The 16,330-nt window shown below is 63.6% G+C and carries 19 protein-coding genes; 8 read left to right on the forward strand and 11 right to left on the reverse strand.

Translation table 11 applies throughout. The features are described from left to right. Nucleotides 1-114: 114 nt before the first annotated feature. From fliL to fliR, 7 genes are all read left to right on the forward strand, one after another. Complete coding sequence (gene fliL / locus DOM45_RS09820; protein WP_110599947.1) at nt 115-585, forward strand: flagellar basal body-associated protein FliL; 471 nt, start codon at nt 115-117, stop codon at nt 583-585. 18 nt (nt 586-603) lie between these two features. Further along, nucleotides 604-1,611, forward strand: coding sequence for a flagellar motor switch protein FliM (gene fliM / locus DOM45_RS09825; protein ID WP_110599949.1), 1,008 nt, complete (start codon nt 604-606; stop codon nt 1,609-1,611). After that, a complete protein-coding gene (fliN, locus tag DOM45_RS09830) occupies nt 1,604-2,137 on the forward strand; it encodes a flagellar motor switch protein FliN (RefSeq protein WP_110599951.1) in 534 nt (177 codons plus the stop codon). The genes fliM and fliN overlap by 8 nt, the downstream gene beginning before the upstream one ends. Then, nucleotides 2,134-2,562, forward strand: a complete 429-nt coding sequence (gene fliO / locus DOM45_RS09835) for a flagellar biosynthetic protein FliO (RefSeq protein ID WP_110599953.1) — start codon at nt 2,134-2,136, stop codon at nt 2,560-2,562. The genes fliN and fliO overlap by 4 nt, the downstream gene beginning before the upstream one ends. Before the next feature lie 83 nt (nt 2,563-2,645). Continuing rightward, a complete protein-coding gene (gene fliP / locus DOM45_RS09840) occupies nt 2,646-3,332 on the forward strand; it encodes a flagellar type III secretion system pore protein FliP (protein ID WP_110600468.1) in 687 nt (228 codons plus the stop codon). Between the two features lie 57 nt (nt 3,333-3,389). After that, a complete protein-coding gene (gene fliQ, locus DOM45_RS09845) occupies nt 3,390-3,659 on the forward strand; it encodes a flagellar biosynthesis protein FliQ (RefSeq protein ID WP_110599955.1) in 270 nt (89 codons plus the stop codon). 16 nt (nt 3,660-3,675) lie between these two features. Further along, complete coding sequence (gene fliR / locus DOM45_RS09850; protein ID WP_110599957.1) at nt 3,676-4,467, forward strand: flagellar biosynthetic protein FliR; 792 nt, start codon at nt 3,676-3,678, stop codon at nt 4,465-4,467. Nucleotides 4,468-4,635: 168 nt separating this feature from the next. Here fliR and flgL read toward each other — a convergent pair whose 3' ends face one another. The 11 genes from flgL to flgB form a co-directional block, all read right to left on the reverse strand. After that, nucleotides 4,636-5,847, reverse strand: coding sequence for a flagellar hook-associated protein FlgL (gene flgL, locus DOM45_RS09855; protein WP_110599959.1), 1,212 nt, complete (start codon nt 5,845-5,847; stop codon nt 4,636-4,638). Between the two features lie 85 nt (nt 5,848-5,932). Continuing rightward, nucleotides 5,933-7,561, reverse strand: coding sequence for a flagellar hook-associated protein FlgK (gene flgK / locus DOM45_RS09860; protein ID WP_110599961.1), 1,629 nt, complete (start codon nt 7,559-7,561; stop codon nt 5,933-5,935). A gap of 146 nt (nt 7,562-7,707) precedes the next feature. After that, nucleotides 7,708-8,799 carry a flagellar assembly peptidoglycan hydrolase FlgJ gene (flgJ, locus tag DOM45_RS09865; RefSeq protein ID WP_110599963.1) on the reverse strand — a complete coding sequence of 364 codons (1,092 nt, stop codon included), beginning with the start codon at nt 8,797-8,799 and terminating at the stop codon, nt 7,708-7,710. Continuing rightward, complete coding sequence (locus DOM45_RS09870) at nt 8,799-9,869, reverse strand: flagellar basal body P-ring protein FlgI (RefSeq protein ID WP_280951677.1); 1,071 nt, start codon at nt 9,867-9,869, stop codon at nt 8,799-8,801. The genes flgJ and DOM45_RS09870 overlap by 1 nt, the downstream gene beginning before the upstream one ends. Nucleotides 9,870-9,943: 74 nt before the next feature. Next, on the reverse strand, nt 9,944-10,597 hold the full coding sequence (locus DOM45_RS09875; RefSeq protein WP_240612351.1) for a flagellar basal body L-ring protein FlgH: 654 nt from the start codon (nt 10,595-10,597) through the stop codon (nt 9,944-9,946). Nucleotides 10,598-10,656: 59 nt separating this feature from the next. Further along, on the reverse strand, nt 10,657-11,439 hold the full coding sequence (gene flgG, locus DOM45_RS09880; protein ID WP_110599969.1) for a flagellar basal-body rod protein FlgG: 783 nt from the start codon (nt 11,437-11,439) through the stop codon (nt 10,657-10,659). A 61-nt stretch (nt 11,440-11,500) separates the two neighbouring features. Continuing rightward, nucleotides 11,501-12,268 (reverse strand): flagellar basal body rod protein FlgF, encoded by a 768-nt coding sequence (locus tag DOM45_RS09885; RefSeq protein ID WP_110599971.1) that lies wholly within the window; start codon nt 12,266-12,268, stop codon nt 11,501-11,503. Between the two features lie 61 nt (nt 12,269-12,329). Then, nucleotides 12,330-13,622: a flagellar hook protein FlgE gene (gene flgE / locus DOM45_RS09890; RefSeq protein WP_110599973.1), complete on the reverse strand. Its 1,293-nt coding sequence runs from the start codon at nt 13,620-13,622 to the stop codon at nt 12,330-12,332. Between the two features lie 64 nt (nt 13,623-13,686). Beyond that, the gene (locus tag DOM45_RS09895) at nt 13,687-14,388 is read right to left on the reverse strand and encodes a flagellar hook assembly protein FlgD (RefSeq protein ID WP_110599975.1); all 702 of its coding nucleotides are present in this window, start codon (nt 14,386-14,388) and stop codon (nt 13,687-13,689) included. A 29-nt stretch (nt 14,389-14,417) separates the two neighbouring features. Next, a complete protein-coding gene (gene flgC, locus DOM45_RS09900; RefSeq protein ID WP_110599977.1) occupies nt 14,418-14,828 on the reverse strand; it encodes a flagellar basal body rod protein FlgC in 411 nt (136 codons plus the stop codon). Between the two features lie 4 nt (nt 14,829-14,832). Then, nucleotides 14,833-15,252, reverse strand: coding sequence for a flagellar basal body rod protein FlgB (gene flgB / locus DOM45_RS09905; RefSeq protein WP_110599979.1), 420 nt, complete (start codon nt 15,250-15,252; stop codon nt 14,833-14,835). A 209-nt stretch (nt 15,253-15,461) separates the two neighbouring features. Between flgB and flgA the strand changes: the two genes are divergently transcribed. Continuing rightward, nucleotides 15,462-16,235, forward strand: a complete 774-nt coding sequence (gene flgA / locus DOM45_RS09910; protein WP_110599981.1) for a flagellar basal body P-ring formation chaperone FlgA — start codon at nt 15,462-15,464, stop codon at nt 16,233-16,235. The last annotated feature ends 95 nt before the right edge of the window (nt 16,236-16,330 follow it).

A 16,330-nucleotide genomic window follows, 5' to 3' on the forward strand; every position in this document is an offset into this window, starting at 1 on the left:
GACACGAAAGGGGAAGTTGACCGACCGGAAGGCGTCTTTTCCGGCGATCGCCAGGCCGCCCGCCACCGCATAATCCGCTGCAACTTCCAGAGATCACCCGTAATGGCAGAAGCAATGGCCGCACCCCGTAAAAGTCGATCCCTACTCGTGGTAGGGCTCTTGATCGTCCTGCTGGCGATCGCGAGTTCGATCGCCGTGTACTTCTTCCTCGATGCCCGTGGTGGTAGCGAGGCGACCGATGTCGTCGAGGAACAGCCGACCGAGCCCCCCGTGCCGATATTCGTGACCATCCAGCCGTTCACGGTCAACCTGCAGAGCGACTACGGCGACCGGCTGCTCTACGTGGGTCTGTCGCTGCGCGTCAACGACGATCAGACCCGTGAGTTTCTGACCCAGCACATGCCGGAAGTTCGCAGCCGTCTGCTGATGCTGCTGTCCGGCAAGAGCGCGGAAGAGCTGATCAAGCCCGAGGGCAAGGTCAAGTTGAAGCAGCAGATTCTCGGTCTGTTCGACGACCCGATCACCACGCCACAGCCCACGTTAGCCATCAGTGACGTGCTGTTCTCCGACTTCATCGTGCAGTAAGCGGACGCCAGGCCAACCATGTCCCAAGACGACCTGTTATCGCAGGAAGAGATCGATGCCCTCCTCAACGGCGTCAGCGGCGATGACGACAAGCCCGCCGACGAGCCGAAAGGCGAGCGTCGCACCCGCCCCTTCGATCCGGCAAACCAGCATCGGGTCGTTCGCGAGCGCCTGCAGGCGCTGGACATCATCAACGAACGTTTCGCGCGTCTGTTTCGGGTCGCGCTGTTCAACCTGATCCGGCGCAGTGCCGACATCACCGTCTCCGGCGTGCGCTACCAGAGCTACAGCGAATTCGCGCGCAACCTGCCGGTGCCGACCAATCTCAACCTGATCAGCCTCAAGCCGCTGAAGGGAACGGCGCTGCTGGTGTTCCCGCCGGGACTGGTCTTCATGGTGGTGGACAATCTGTTCGGCGGCGACGGGCGATTCCTGACCAAGTCGGACGGCCGCGAATTCACTGCCACCGAGCAGCGGATCATCCAGCGCCTGATGTCGTTGGCGCTGGAGGGCTACAGCGACGCCTGGAAATCGATCTACCCCCTGGAGATCGACTACATGCGCTCGGAGATGCAGGTACGTTTCGCCAACATCACCAATTCGCCGAACGAGATCGTCGTCAACAGCACGTTCCATCTCGAAGTCGGCAATCTGGCCAGCGACTTCAACATCTGCATACCGTTTTCCATGATCGAACCGATCCGGGACATTCTCTCCAGCCCGATCGGGACGCTCGACAGCGACGATACCCAGTGGGAATCGCGCATGGCCGGCGAGATCAAGCAGACCCAGGTCGAGCTGATCGCCGACTTCGTCAAGATCCCCTCGACCATTGGCGACGTACTGTCGCTGGAGGTCGGGGACGTTCTTCCCATCGACATTCCCAAGGCCATCGACGTGCGCGTCGACGGTGTGCCGGTCATGACCTGCGAGTACGGTAACCGACAAGGCCAGCGCGCACTGCGGGTGAAACATCTCATCGACCATGGTACGTACTCCGCCATGAAGGACTTCGACAATGAGTGACGATCAAAAACCGGGATCCCAGAAGGGAGCCTCCGATACGGCCGGCGACAGCCAGCAGGAAGCCGAGGATCTGTGGGCCGCGGCGATGGCGGAACAGGGCGTGGAACCCGAGACCGAAGAGACGGAAGCGCAGGCCGAAGACACAGAGCCTGCCCAGGCACCCGATGTCGACGCCAAGGCGAAAGCGACGCCCGCGGCGGCGAGCTCGGTGGATGCCGGGATCTTCCAGTCCTTCGACCAGGGCGGAAGCGATACCCGCCAGCCCCGCGACCTGGGCGTGGTGATGGATATCCCGGTCAAGCTTTCGGTGGAGCTGGGCAGAACCCGTATCACCATCAAGCAGCTGCTGGAGCTTGCCCAGGGCTCGGTCGTGGAGCTGGACGGTCTCGCCGGCGAACCCATGGACATCCTGATCAACGGCTACCTCATCGCCCAGGGCGAAGTGGTGGTCGTGGATGACAAGTACGGGATTCGAATCACCGAGATCATCACGCCCTCCGAGCGCGTCCAGAAATTGAACCGATGAACGAAGCTACCCTACAGCAGGCTACCCAGGCCGGCGGCAGTGACAGCATCGGTCTGCTGATGCTGGGCAAGACCGCGGTCTCCCTGCTGGTGGTCGTCGCGATCATCCTGGCCTGCGCCTGGCTGCTCAAGCGCCTCGGCCCCAATCGGCGGGCAGGTACGCAACATCTCCGCGTGGTGGCCAGTACGCCGGTGGGGCAGCGCGAGCGCGTGGTGATCGTCGCCGTCGAGGATCGTTGGCTGGTACTGGGTGTCGGTGGCGGACAGGTGACCAGGCTGGACACCCTCGAGCCACCGACGGCGCCCGAGGTCGAGCCGCCGGGATCAGCACCTGGCGGCTCCTTCGCCAGCCGCTTCGCCCAGGCGCTGAAGCAGAACGCCCGGGGCGCGGTCCGTGGCCGGCACAACGGACGGGACGGCAGCTAGTGGCGATGACGCTCCGACTCAACCCACGCCATGTCGCCGCCGGTCTGGTGGCGGTGCTGGCATTGACCGCCAGCCAGTGGGCGATGGCGCAGGCCCTGCCCGGGATCATCAGTGAGCCGATGCCCGACGGCGGCCAGCGCTGGTCGCTGAGCCTGCAGACCCTGCTGTTCCTGTCGTCGCTCGCCTTCCTGCCGGCGATGCTGCTGATGATGACCTGCTTCACCCGAATCATCATCGTCCTCGGGCTTCTGCGCACGGCCATGAGCACGCCGTCGGCGCCACCGACCCAGGTTCTGCTGGGACTGGCGCTGTTTCTCACCTTCTTCGTCATGTCGCCGGTGCTCGACCGGGTCTACGACGAGGCCTGGCAACCCTTCTCGGCCGAGCAGATTTCACTGGAGGAGGCACTCGATCGGGGTAGCCAGCCTTTCCGGGAATTCATGTTCGCACAGACCCGCGAGGCCGATCTGGCGATGTTCGCCCGCATCGCCGACATCGGCGCAATGCAGGGCCCGGAGGACGTCCCGATGCGGATCCTGGTGCCGGCGTACGTCACCAGCGAACTGAAGACGGCATTCCAGATCGGCTTCACGATCTTCATTCCGTTCCTGATCATCGATCTCGTCGTGGCCAGCGTGCTGATGGCGCTGGGGATGATGATGGTGCCGCCGGCCACGATCTCGCTGCCGTTCAAGTTGATGCTGTTCGTGCTGGTCGACGGCTGGCAGCTCCTGATCGGTTCGTTGACCCAGAGCTTCTATTTTTCCTGAGTTCCTGACATGAATCGCGTCGTGATGGCATGTCGCGGGACCACACGGAGGTGAGCAATGTCTCCCGAGATGGTAATGAGCCTCGCCTATCAGGGCATGAAGGTGACCCTGATGATGGCCGCGCCACTGCTGCTGACTGCGCTGCTGATCGGCCTGCTGGTGAGCTTGTTTCAGGCCGCGACGCAGATCAACGAGATGACCCTCTCCTTCATCCCCAAGATCCTCGGCGTCTTCGCCATGCTGATCGTCTCCGGCGCCTGGATCATCCAGCTGCTGGTCAACTTCACCCGGGAACTGCTGCAGAACATTCCCCAGATGGTCAGTTGAGACGCTGTCGCCGGCGATGATCGACATCACCTCCGACCAGTGGCTGGGCTGGCTGCAGCTGTTCTTCTGGCCCACCGTTCGCATCCTCGCGTTCTTCATGGCCTCTCCGCTTTGGAGCCTGCCCAGCGTACCCACACCGGTCAAGGCCCTGTTCGGCGCCGCCATCGCCGTCGCTATCGCGCCGTCGCTGCCAGCGATGCCGGCGATCCCGCTGTTCTCGCTGGAAAGCTTCGGCATCCTGCTGCAGCAGATCCTGATTGGCATTGCCATGGGGCTGGTGCTGCGGATCATGATCGCCGTGGTGCAGACCGCCGGCGAATTCATCAGCATGCAGATGGGGCTGGGATTCGCGACGTTCTATCAGCCGGATGCCGGCACCAACACCATGGTGCTGTCGCGAATGCTGGAACTGCTGACGCTGTTGATGTTTCTGGCGATGAACGGACACCTGATCACCATCGAGATCCTGGCCTGGACCTTCGAGGTGCTGCCCATCGGCGCGACTTCGATCGATGCCAGCTTTGCCGAGACCCTGGCCCGCTGGGGAGGCACCATCTTCTCCTCGGGCCTGCTGATGGCCATCCCCATCGTCACTGCCCTGCTGCTGATCAACCTGTCGCTGGGCATCCTCAACCGGGCTTCCCCCCAGCTGTCGATCTTTTCCGTGGGTTTCCCGATGACGCTGACCGCCGGCCTGGTAATGATCACCGCCCTCATGCCGGATCTTGGCGGGTTCTGGCATGACCTCTTCACCCAGCAGCTGCGTTTCATGCAAGGCATGATCGAGCAGATGAGCGGCACGCCCTGAGACGACGGGGCCGGCCCGAGGGCCGGCTCCCCCCAACGGGCACGATGCCACCGTCGGAGGGCCCCAACGACAAGGGCGCACCCACTGGATGCGCCCTTCTTCCTGCTATCGCCCTGCCGCGCCCGCCTTCGACCGCTATCCCGGCCGGCCGCCGGAGCGCCATTACGTTCACATCATCTCGAACAACGACGTCCCCTGGAGATCGACGAAGGCTTTCTGCGCCGCCTGCAGCCCCACCTGGCGCAGCACGTAATCGGAGATCGCGGTGGTGTAGTCGAGATCGATCAAATCGCTCTGGGTCTGGGTGTAGGCGATCTTGCGATCGCTGCCCACGGTATCGAGCGTGTCCAGCTCGTTGAGGCGAGCGCCGACGGAAGCCCGCACGGTCAGCACATTATCCAGCGCGTTGTCCATCTCCCGGCTGGAAGTCGACAGCGTATTGGCAAAGGCGGCCTTGTCGACATCCGAATCGAGCGGTTTCTCCAGCGCCGAGAGCATGTTCTCCAGCGTGGTGAATACGTCCGGATTCATGTTCTTGGCGGTGCCGACGTCCAGCCCATCGCCATCGGCCGGCGTGCCCTCCAGGGTGAGACGCACCCCGCCGAATTCCAGGGTAGCGCTGGTGCCGTCGTAGTTGCCGGTGGTGTCGCCATCCGGTCCGCTGATCGTGTAGTCGAAAGTGCCATCGCCATTGGCACTGAACGAGATCGCGTAATCGTCACCGTATCCCGGCGCGGTGGTATCGGCGACCTGCGGACCGGTGAACGTCAGCGTGCCGGCGTTGTCCGCGTCGGCCCGGGCGATATAGCCGGCCCCTCCCGCCACGGTCTGGAACACGTCACGGCCGGTATTGCCCACTTCCATCAGACGCGAGGAGTCCACCTTCTGCTGGCGAACCTGATCGGCGCCGGCGTACTGGACCGCGCCGGTAGCATCCTTGACGAAAGGCTCGGCGCCGTCCTGATAGCCACCGAACAGATAGCTGCCATTACCATCGGTCGAGTTGGCCTGGCCGAGAAGCGCTTCGTAGACACCGCGCATTTCGGTCGCCATCGACTGGCGATCCGCATCGCTCAAGGTGCCGTTGCCGGCCTGGACCATGAGCTCCTTGGCACGGGTCAGCGAGTCGGAGACACTGTTGAGAACGCTCTCCTCCTGGCTCAACGAGTTGCGTGCGGTGATCCGGCTGTCGCTCTGCTGGGCGTTGGACGCCAGCGACTGCGACACGCCCACCGCGCGCGAGGCGGCCTGGGGATCGTCGGAGGGACGCACCACGCGCTTGCCGGAGGCGATCTGTTCGCCCACCTGCATGAAGGCGCTCTGCTGGCGGTTCATCGAGCTGACACTGCGCTCGAACATCATCACGGTGCTGACACGCACGGCTCTCTCCTCGAAGGCGCCTCCACACGGCGCACTCAATGGCTATTCAATAACGACGCGAAATCGACTCTTGGCGATCCCTGGCTCAGGCTCGCAGGCCCAGGATCGTGTCCAGAATGCTCGAGCCCGCCTCGATGATCTTGGCATTCGCCGAGTAGTACTGCTGGTACTTCAGCAGGTTGGCGTACTCTTCATCCAGGTTCACGCCCGAGTCGGCCTGCTGATAGGCGAAGAGCTGGTCGCTCAACCCCGTCTGCGTGGTGAGGTTGGCCTGGGTGATCGCAGCCCGATTACCGACATCGCTGACCAGCGAGGCGTAGCCTCCGCTGAATGTCTTGCTGCCGCCGACCAGCCTCTGATTCTGCAGGTCAAGCAGAGCCAGGGCGTTGCGGTTATCGCCGCTACCGCCACTGTCGGCATCCGCGGCGGCGATCTTGTCGGTATCGGTAACCGCGACTTCGAATACACCCGCGGCGTTGCGCGTCGGCTGGAGCATGAAGACATCGCCTTCGGCGGGCGTGCCACTCGGCGTCAGGGTCACGCCACCGACGGATAGCGTGCCATCCCCGGCCGGCGATACCGAACGGGTCTCGCCGCTGCCGAGGTTCTCGACCGAATAGCTGCCGTCCGCCTGATAGGTGAGCCGGTAGTCGTCCGCCGTCAACTCGCTGACATCACCGTACTCGGCGGCCAGCGAACCGCTCCCGTTGTTGACCGCGCTGCTGACGACGGTCGGACTGCCGATGGCGAAGAACGCCTCGCCGGCATCGCCGTTCAGATCCACCCCGGCTTCATGCTGGGCGTTGAAGCTGCGGGCCAGCGTCACCGCCAACTGGCCGAGCTGGTTCTGCGTGCTATCGAGGGTCTCGCTGCGGAAACTGAGCAGCCCGCCCAGCTCGCCTCCCTTGACCACGGACTCCTTGAGCGCGGAGCGCGTCCCGCCGCCATCTTCATAACCGAGCGTGATGGACGAGGGATCTTCATTGCCCTTCATCGCCACCAGGTCGAACGACTTGTTGCCCGCGACCAGCGGCATGCCGTTGGAGAGCGATACCTGATAGGTGGAGCCGTCCTGTACCTGGACATTGACGTCGACCAGATCGCCGAGATCGCTGACCAGCTTGTCGCGTTGATCGAGCAGGGCGTTGGGCTCTTCACCGCTGCGAGCCCGCGCCAGCGTCACCTGCTTGTTGAGATCGGCGATCTGGTCGCTGAGATTGTTGACCTGGGTGACCACGTCGCCGATCTGACCGTTGATGCCCTCGCGCATGTCGCTGAGATAGCCGTCATAGGCACGGAACTGCGCCGTCATGCTGCGAGACGTACCCAGCACACCTTCCCGCGCCGCTGCGTCCGCTGGCGAACCGGTCAGATCCTCCACGCTGGAGAAGAAACCCTGCATCAGCGTCGTCAGGCCCGAGTCGCTGTCCGCCAGCAGATCGTTGATCTGATTGACCTGACTCTGGTAGGTCTCCAGCGCCGACTGCCGGCTGTTGACCTGATTGAGCTGCGAGCTGATATAGCTGTTGTACTGGCGCTGGATACCGTCGACGCTGACGCCGGATCCGGCGCCGCCGCCACTGGCATTCTGGCCCAGTAGCGTCAGCTGTCGACTGTAGCCATCGGTATAGACGTTGCTGATGTTGTTGCTGGTGGTGGACAGCGCGTTCTGTGCCGCGCTCAACCCACTGAGACCAATCGAAAACAGGCTCATATCGCTATCCCGTGAAACGCCATCCAGAGTCCGGCGCGGATCCATGCAAAGTTATGATTTCTATCGGCTGTATCCGCCACTTCTTGAATCCCGGCCGGGGTGATTTCGCAATGTTTTGTTACTGCCCACCGCCATGCGGCCAGGCCCTAGAAAATCGCGGAAGGTAGCGTATCCGGACCGAAGGGGTTGTCGTCGTCGCTGGTGGCGGCCGCCAGCAGCCCGCGGTCAGGAATGGCGTCCAAGCCGCCCAACTGCGCCATGATCGCCTGGAGCTTGGCGGCATATCGCGGATCCGTGGCGTAGCCGCCCTGCTGCAACGCCCGGGCAGCCTCATCGGGCGACGAAGCCGCTACCACCCCTTGGTAGCGGGGATTGTCCCCGATCAACCTGGCGTAGTCGGCGAACGCCTCCGTATAGGAGTCGTAGACGCGGAACCGGTCGGCCATCTTGATCGGCCGGCCATTCACGTATTCGGTGGTGGTGATTTCCGTGGTGGTGCCCTGCCAGGACTGGCCAGCCTTGATGCCGAACAGGTTGTGACTGTTCCCCCCTCCTGCCGTGGGGATCTCGCGCTGCCCCCAACCGGTCTCGAGCGCGGCCTGGGCAAGGATCAGTTCGGCGGGCACCCCAGAGGAGTGCTCGGCACGTTGGGCCGGCCCAGCCAACTGCTCGAGGAAAGCGCGAACGTGGGCCGGTCGGTCGCCGAAATCGGCGCCCGACAGCCCTGTCGTCCCTGCGCCGGCCGACTCGCCGGCGGTCGCACCGCTGGCGGACGGCCCGGGCATCGCCAGACCATGTCGGGAGACGTCCGGCGCGAATCCGGGGGTGCGCAGGCCACCATGCAGCAGCCGCGGCGTGCCGCGGGGGATCCCGGCAATCAAGGTCGAGGCGTCCTCCCGCTCGCTGGCGGCCGGCAGCGCCGCTGTCCCGGGTAGGCCGCTGCCCTCGAGTTGCTGCACGAGCTGATCGGCCAGTCCCAGTCCCTTTCCCGCCAACTGCTGGGCCCACTGCTGATCCTGCATCGAGCGCATCATGTCCATCTGATGGCTCTGCAGCAGCCCGGACTTGGGACTGGCATCGCGCATGCTCTTGAGCATCATCTGCAGAAAGACGGCCTCGAACTGGCGCGACGCTTCCTTGAGGCTGTCCTGCGGCGAGTTCGCAGCGCTGTACTTGAGCCGCTGGACGCTCTGGACGTCGAGCGCGAACTGGCCGGAGAGATCGTTACCCAGTGCCATCAGATGATATCCAGTTCAGCGTTGAGCGAGCCTGCGGACTTCAGCGCCTGCAGGATCGACATCAGATCCTGTGGCGAGGCCCCCAGGGCATTCAGTGCGTTGACGACATCCATCAGGTCGGCGCTGGTCTGGACCACCTGCAGTGCACCGCCCTCCTGCTGCACGCTGATATCGGCATTCGGCACCACCACCGTATCGCCGCCGGCCAGCGCGTTGGGCTGACTGACCTGGGGGTTGGAGTCGATGACGATCGACAGGTTGCCGTGGGCGACCGCCGCGCGGTTCAACGTGACGGTATCCGACAGCACCACGGAGCCGGTGCGGGCATTGACGATCACCTTGGCCGGGCCGCGTTCGGTGGTGACGTCGACCCCCTGTACCCGGGCCAGGAAGGTGACCCGATCGTTGCTGTTGGCCGGCAGCTTGAGCTGCACCGTCCGCCCATCGAGCGCGGCCGCCACCGGCGCGCCGAACTCCTGATTGATGGCCGCCACCATCCGGCGAGCGTTCTCGAAATCGGATTGCTTGAGGAACAGGTCCAGGGTGCCGCTGGCGTCGCCCAGCCGCACCGGCACCTCCTGCTCGACCAGCCCGCCCCCGGGAATTCGGCCCGCCGCCAGGTGGTTGACCGACACACTGCTGCCGGCCGCCTGGGCGCCGGCGCCCCCCACATAGACGTTGCCCTGGGCCAGGGCGTAGACACGACCGTCCGCGCCCTTGAGCGGCGTCATCAACAGCGTGCCGCCCCGCAGGCTGTCGGCGTTGCCGACGGAAGAGACGGTGACGTCGATCTCTTGCCCCTGGCGCGAGAACGGTGGCAACTTCGCGGTCACCATGACCGCGGCCACATTGCGCAGCTGCATATTGGTGCCGGCCGGGATCGTCACCCCCAGCTGCGACAACAGGTTGGTGATGCTCTGGCCGGTGAACGGCGCCTGGGTGGTCTGGTCTCCCGTGCCGTCGAGGCCGACCACCAGTCCATAGCCGACCAGCGGGTTGTCACGCACGCCCGAGAAGTTGGCGAGATCCTGGATGCGTTGGGCCTGCGCACCGAGGCTGAACAGCAGCATCGTCACCAACGCCAATGTTTGTACCAGCGACGGGCGGCACGACCGGATCGAACGGAACAGGCGGATCATAGGCATCAGAAAGGCGAGACGTTGAGGAAGAAGCGCTGCAGCCAACCCATGTTCTGCGCTTCGTTGATGTAGCCGTCACCGATGTACTCGATGCGGGCATCGGCGACCTGGGTCGACTGCACGGTATTGGCGCCGGTAATCGCCCGGGGATTGACCACGCCGGAGAACCGGATGTATTCGGTGCCCTGGTTTATCGCGATCTGTTTCTCCCCCCGTACCTTGAGGTTGCCGTTGGCCAGCAGGTCGTAGACGGTCACGGTGATCGTCCCGGTGAAGGTGTTGTTGGCGTTCGCCCCCCCGGAACCGTTGAACACGTTCTCGCCCGCCAGATCCGTACCGTATCTCTCGAGGAAGTCGATCGGGTTGGGAACCACCCCCGGTGTAAAGGTGGTGGAGCCGTTGCGAGTGGCGTTTGCGGCGGAGTTCTTGCTGGCGCTGACCTGCTCGTCGAGCACGATGGTGATGATGTCGCCGACCTGGCGCGGACGCCGATCCTCGAACAGCGGCTGAAAACCGAAGCGCGCCTGATAGATGGAGCCGTTGGCCTGGGCCGGCGGCGTCGAGGGGATTTCCACCGGTGCGGAATTCTCGACCACGGAGTGCCTGGGAATCTGCGCACAGCCCGTCACGACCATCGTCAGCCCAAGGCCGATCAGCATCATCACTCTGCGCCACGTCGTGGCTAGTTCTGCGGTCAGCAACACGCGACTTCCCCGATTTATAGCTGCGTCAGACGCTGGAGCATCTGATCGGACGTTTCGACGGCCTTGCTGTTGATCTCGTAGGCACGCTGCGTCTCGATCATGCTGACCATCTCCTCGACCACATTGACGTTGGAGGTCTCGACATAGCCCTGGTAGAGCTTGCCGGCACCATCCAGCCCCGGGTTGAGATCGGTACGCGGACCCGAGGCATCGGTCTCCAGGTACAGGTTCTGGCCGATGCTCTGAAGTCCTGTCGGATTGATGAAGGTTGAGAGCATGATCTGCCCCACCGCATTGCTCTGGGACGTCCCCGGCTGGGTGACGGATACGGCACCGTCCTGACTGACGGTGATCGAGAGCGCGTTCTGTGGGATCACGATCGGCGGATCGACGGGATAGCCACTGGCGGTGACCAGTTGGCCGTTCTCGTTGACCTGAAAACTGCCGTCGCGAGTGTAGCCGGTGGTGCCGTCCGGCATCTGTACGGCAAAGAACCCCTTGCCGTTGATCGCCAGATCGCGGGAGTTCTCGGTATTCTGCAAGCCGCCCTGCGTATGCAGTCGTTCGGTCGCCACGGGGCGAACACCGGTACCCACCTGCATGCCGGAAGGCAAGTTGTCGACGACCGACGACTGAGCGCCGGGCTGACGCACGTTCTGGTAGAGCAGATCCTCGAACACCGCGCGGGATCGCTTGAAGCCGTTGGTCGAGACGTTGGCCAGGTTGTTGGAGATCACATCCAGTTTGACCTGTTGCGACTCCAGACCGGTCTTGGCCGTCCATAGAGATTTGATCATGACAGGAACCTCACTATCGGTGCGCTCGCGCTGTGGCTGGCACCGCTGGTCGAAATTGGCATCAGCTGGTCAGTGAAAGCAGACTGTTGGCGCGCTGCTCGTTCTCATCCGCGCTTTCGATCACTTTCATATGCATGTCGTAGCGCCGGGCGCTGTCGATCATCGAGATCATCGCGTCGGTCGGAGTGACGTTGCTGCCCTCGAGCGCGCCGGGAACCAGTCGCCGGGTGTCATCGGCCGGCAACGGGGCCGCGACGTCCTCGCCTTCCGCCGGCACTCTGCGGAACAGGCCATCCTCCCCGCGCACCAGATTGTCGTTGCCCGGAACCACCATCTTCAGACGCGCCAGCGGCGCCACGGCGTCGGGATTCTGGCCCGGCTCCAGCACGCTGATCGAACCGTCCGCGGCGATCGTCACGTCGCCCCCGAGCGGTACCACGATCGCCTGGCCGTTGTCGGAGAGAACCGGGTTGCCGAGCGACGTCAGCAGGCCGGTGGCGTCGACCTGGAGATCACCGCGCCGCGTGTAGGCCTCCCCGCCGTCCGGCGACTGCAACGCCAGCCAGGTGTCGTCGCCCTGCAGCGCGACGTCGAGGCTGCGCCCGGTGGTACTGATGGTGCCCGGCGTGAAATCGGCGCCGGGCGTGGTCATCATCGAAGCGATGCGCGTCGGCAGGCGCGCGTCGCCCTCCACCGGCACCGCGCGAAAAGCCATCAGCTCGCCACGAAACCCGGGAGTACTGACGTTGGCCAGGTTGTTGTTGACCACCGACTGCTGAGCCATGGTCTGGCTTGCGCCACCCCCGGCGGTATAGAGAATCCGGTCCATGCTGAAACCCTTTGGAAGCGAGGTGGCTGCCGGTCAAGACTTGACCGGCAGCGTGCCGTTGTCAGCGCAGCTGGGCGATCTGATCCATGACTTCGGACTGCGTACGGATCGAGTTGGTATTGGCCTGATAGTTGCGTTGCGCAATGATCAGGTTGACCAGTTCCTGGGTCAGGTCGACGTTGGAAGCTTCCAGCGTCTCGGCCTCGATCGATCCCAGCGTGCCCGTCCCGGCGATGCCCAGCAGCTCGTTGCCGGAAGTGGCGGTCGCCGCGAACAGGTTGCCGCCGGAGGGCGACAGCCCCTCGGGGTTGCGGAAGGTGGCCAGCGCGATCTGTCCGAGATCGATGGTTTTCTCGTTCGAGTAGCTGCCGACGACGGAGCCGTCATCGGCGAAGCTGACGCCCACCAGGGCGCCGGAGGCATAACCGTCCTGCGCCAGGCTCTTGACCGTGGAGTCGTTGGAGAACTGGGTGCTGCCCGCCATGTTGAAGGTCGCACTGATCGGATCGACGCCGTCGCCCAGCTCGTTGTCGGTGAACGCCAGGTTCGGCCAGTTAACCGGATTGGCGGTGGCGTCTTCACCGTCGATGGTGGCCAGCTTGCCGGCGCTATCGAAGGTCGCGGTGAGCGTCTGATCGGTGAGCACGCCGTCCAGCGCCGTGCGGGCGCTCCAGGCATTGTCGTCGGTCTTCTGGAAGTACAGCGTGGCGTTGTGCTGCGCGCCCTGCGAGTCGTAGACCGTGAAGCTGGTGGAGTAGTTGTAGGCGACGTTCGTCTGCTGGGTAGTGTCCCCCGCCGTCTTGGCCGCAAGACTGTCGTAGAGCACGGCGGTCGAGGAGTCGTCGGCCACGGTGGAGGCATCCAGGTTGAGCTGAATGTTGATCCCCGTGCCGGTGGCACCGGTAGCACTGGCCGGCATGTCCGCCGCCGGCACGTTGAGCACCTGCGGCTGGCCGCCGACGACAACGCCGGAGTTGACGTTGGTGGCATCCGCCAGGCCGTAGCCCATCAGCCGGGCGCCCTGGGCGTTTTCCAGAAATCCGTCGGCGGTCAGCGTCAACTGGCCGTTGCGCGAGTAGCCGACCTCGCCCTCCTGCTGGAAGCGCAGGAAGCCGTCGCCGCTGATGGCGATGTCCAGGTTGCGTCCGGTGGACTCGAGGCTGCCGGTGCTGAAGTCCTGGAGCACGCCGGAGACCCGGGTACCCAGGCCCACGGCGCTATTGGCGAATACGTCCGAGAACTGGACCGATCCGCTCTTGAACCCCTTGGTCTGGGAGTTTGAAATATTGTTGCCGATCACATCCAACTGCTGGGAAGCGGCGTTGACGCCACTCAATGCCTGCGAAAAGCCCATGACTGATCCCCTACGTTTATCGGTTGCGTCCGCTAGAACGGTTGATGTCGTTACTGAATCTCGCTCAGAGAATCTGACGTACTTCCGAGAGCGCCACGGGATCCTGAGCGTATCCCAAGTCGAGCTGGGCGCCGTTCGCCCCCTGAATCACCCCGTTGACCAGGGCGTAGTTCAGCGCAGCCGGCGCGTAGGTTTCATCCCCTACGGTGCCGGTCAGGGAAGCCGTGTAGGTGCTGTTGACGGCAGCGTTGGAGCCATCGGCCAACTTGCCATCCCAGGTAAAGCTGTGGACGCCCGCGGACAAGGGCCCGGTGGAGAAGCTGTCGATGATCTCGCCGCTGGCACCGCGAATATCGATCTGCAGATCCTCGACGGCACTATCCAGCTCCACGCCGATAGGCGTGGTGACCACACCGTTGGCATCCTCGGAAGTTCCCACCAGGATCCTGTTGCCCGGCACCATCACGCCCTGACCGATCAAGGCCGTGGCCTGTAACGCCTGGCCCGCGTCGATCTGGTCGGTAATCGCGGACAGACTGTCGTTGAGCTTCTCGATACCGCTGACGGTGTTGATCTGAGCCAGTTGCGCCGTCATGTCCGAGTTTTCCATCGGACTGGTCGGGTCCTGGTTCTTCAACTGTGTCACCAGCAGCGTCATGAAACGCTCGTTGAGCTCGCTGCCGGAGTCGACTCCCGTGGTAGAGCTCTTGGCGGCCGCACCATTGATGTTGGCCAGGGTACTGTTGCCGATCACCGGACTGGACATGACCTCTCCTCGCTATGGACCGACACCGATCAGCCTTCGCCGATGGTGAGTGTTTTCGTCATCAGCGTCTTGGCGGTGTTCATGACCTCGACGTTGGCTTGGTAGGAGCGTGAGGCGGCGATCATGTCCACCATCTCGTTGACCGGGTCGACATTGGGCATCGTCACGTAGCCCTCGTCGTTCGCCAACGGGTGCCCCGGTCGATACTCCATGCGCATCGGCGTGGTGTTGTCCTCGATCACGCCGTTGACGCGAACACCGCCTGCACTGCCGCCCTGCTGGCTCATCGCCTGGAACATCACCTGCCTGGCGTGATAAGGCTGCCCGTCAGGACCGGCGACACTGTCCGCGTTGGCCAGATTGCTGGCCGTCACGTTCATCCGCTGTGAATTGGCGGACAGCGCCGAGCCGGAAATTTCGAATACGCTGAACATCGACATCGTGTTACTCCGATTGCATGGCTTTCTTCAGCCCTTGGATCTTGCGGCTGACGAAAGTGACATCCGCCTGATAGCGCAGCGAATTGTCGGCAAAGGCCGAGCGCTCCCGATCCATGTCGACCGTGTTGCCATCGAGACTGGGCTGATCCGGCACCCGATAGAGCAGATCCCGGACGCCCGCCCCGCCTCCGGCCTGCCCGGGAATGTGCCGGGCCGAGGTCCGCGCCAGTGACAGCCCACCGGAAGCCTCGCTGCGGCCCTGCTCCATCACCCGGTTCAACTCGGCGCGAAAATCGAAATCCCGGGCCTTGAAGTTGGGCGTATCGGCATTGGCGATGTTATTGGCCAGAACCTGCTGGCGCTCCGCACGCAGATTGATGGCCTCCTGCTGGAAGCGCACCGCGTTATCCAACTTGTCGAACATGCCGTGCACCTCGAATGGCGTTCGCTGGAAAATTGACAGAGTGGAGAATAGCGGCGGGATGTTCGTGGCAAATGTGTAAACAGACCCGTAATTGCGCGCCATTTTTATCAATGCCTGGCGGCGGGCCCGTTTAAAATCGCTTCCACTATGGGGAATTCCGTCGATCGACGCGGTACACCGCGAGCCTGCCAGCCACCGAGGTCCATGACATGCGAGCAGATCCGCCCGACACGTTTCAGCGCGCCATGTCGAAGTGCCGCCCCGGTCTGCGCCGGATCGCCTGGACCGGAGCCATGACGCTGATGGCGCTGCTGTTCGCGCTGTCGCTGTTACCGATACCTTCGATATCGCAGGCGGATACCGAGGTTCCGCCGGACGATGCGATCAGCGCGAGCGTCACGCGCTTTCTCCAGCAGCAGACCGCTTCACTCGGGGATCAGGTCGAGATAGCGGTTCAGGATCGTGCAGCCGATCTCGGGGATTGTCCGACACCCCAACCTTTCCTGCCTCGACCTGGGGTTCCCCAAGGCCGGGTGACCGTGGGCGTGCACTGTGGCAGCGACAGCAGCCGCACCCGCTATGTGCAGGCAACGGTTTCCGCGGTCGTCCGTCACCTGGTGGCCAGCCAGCCAATCGAGCCGGGGCAAAGGATCGATGCGAGGGCGCTGGACTGGCAGCAGACGGACATTTCCCGGCTCCGCCGTGGCTATCTGGACGACCCCGCCCAGGTGGACGGCATGGTCGCCACCCGGCGTATACCGCCGGGCACCACCCTGACCGAGAGCATGGTGCGCAAGCCCTGGATGGTAAAACGTGGCGACACGGTGGTACTCACCGCCGTCGGCCAGGGCTTTCGTGTCAGTCGCAACGTCGAGGCGCTGGACAACGGTGGGCTGGGGAGTACGATTCGGCTCAAGACGGAGAACAACCAGATTCTCCAAGGGAGAGTGACAGGGCAGGATCGACTGCGGGTGGACTTCTAGCCTACCCGGATAAATTTCTTAACAAAACTCTTCCTTAATTGCTTTCAGCTTCCGCGGGCGCTGCCGATAACGTAGGAAACCCCGTCATCGTGCAT

This window comes from Salinicola lusitanus (assembly GCF_003206045.1).
Lineage (GTDB): Bacteria > Pseudomonadota > Gammaproteobacteria > Pseudomonadales > Halomonadaceae > Salinicola > Salinicola lusitanus.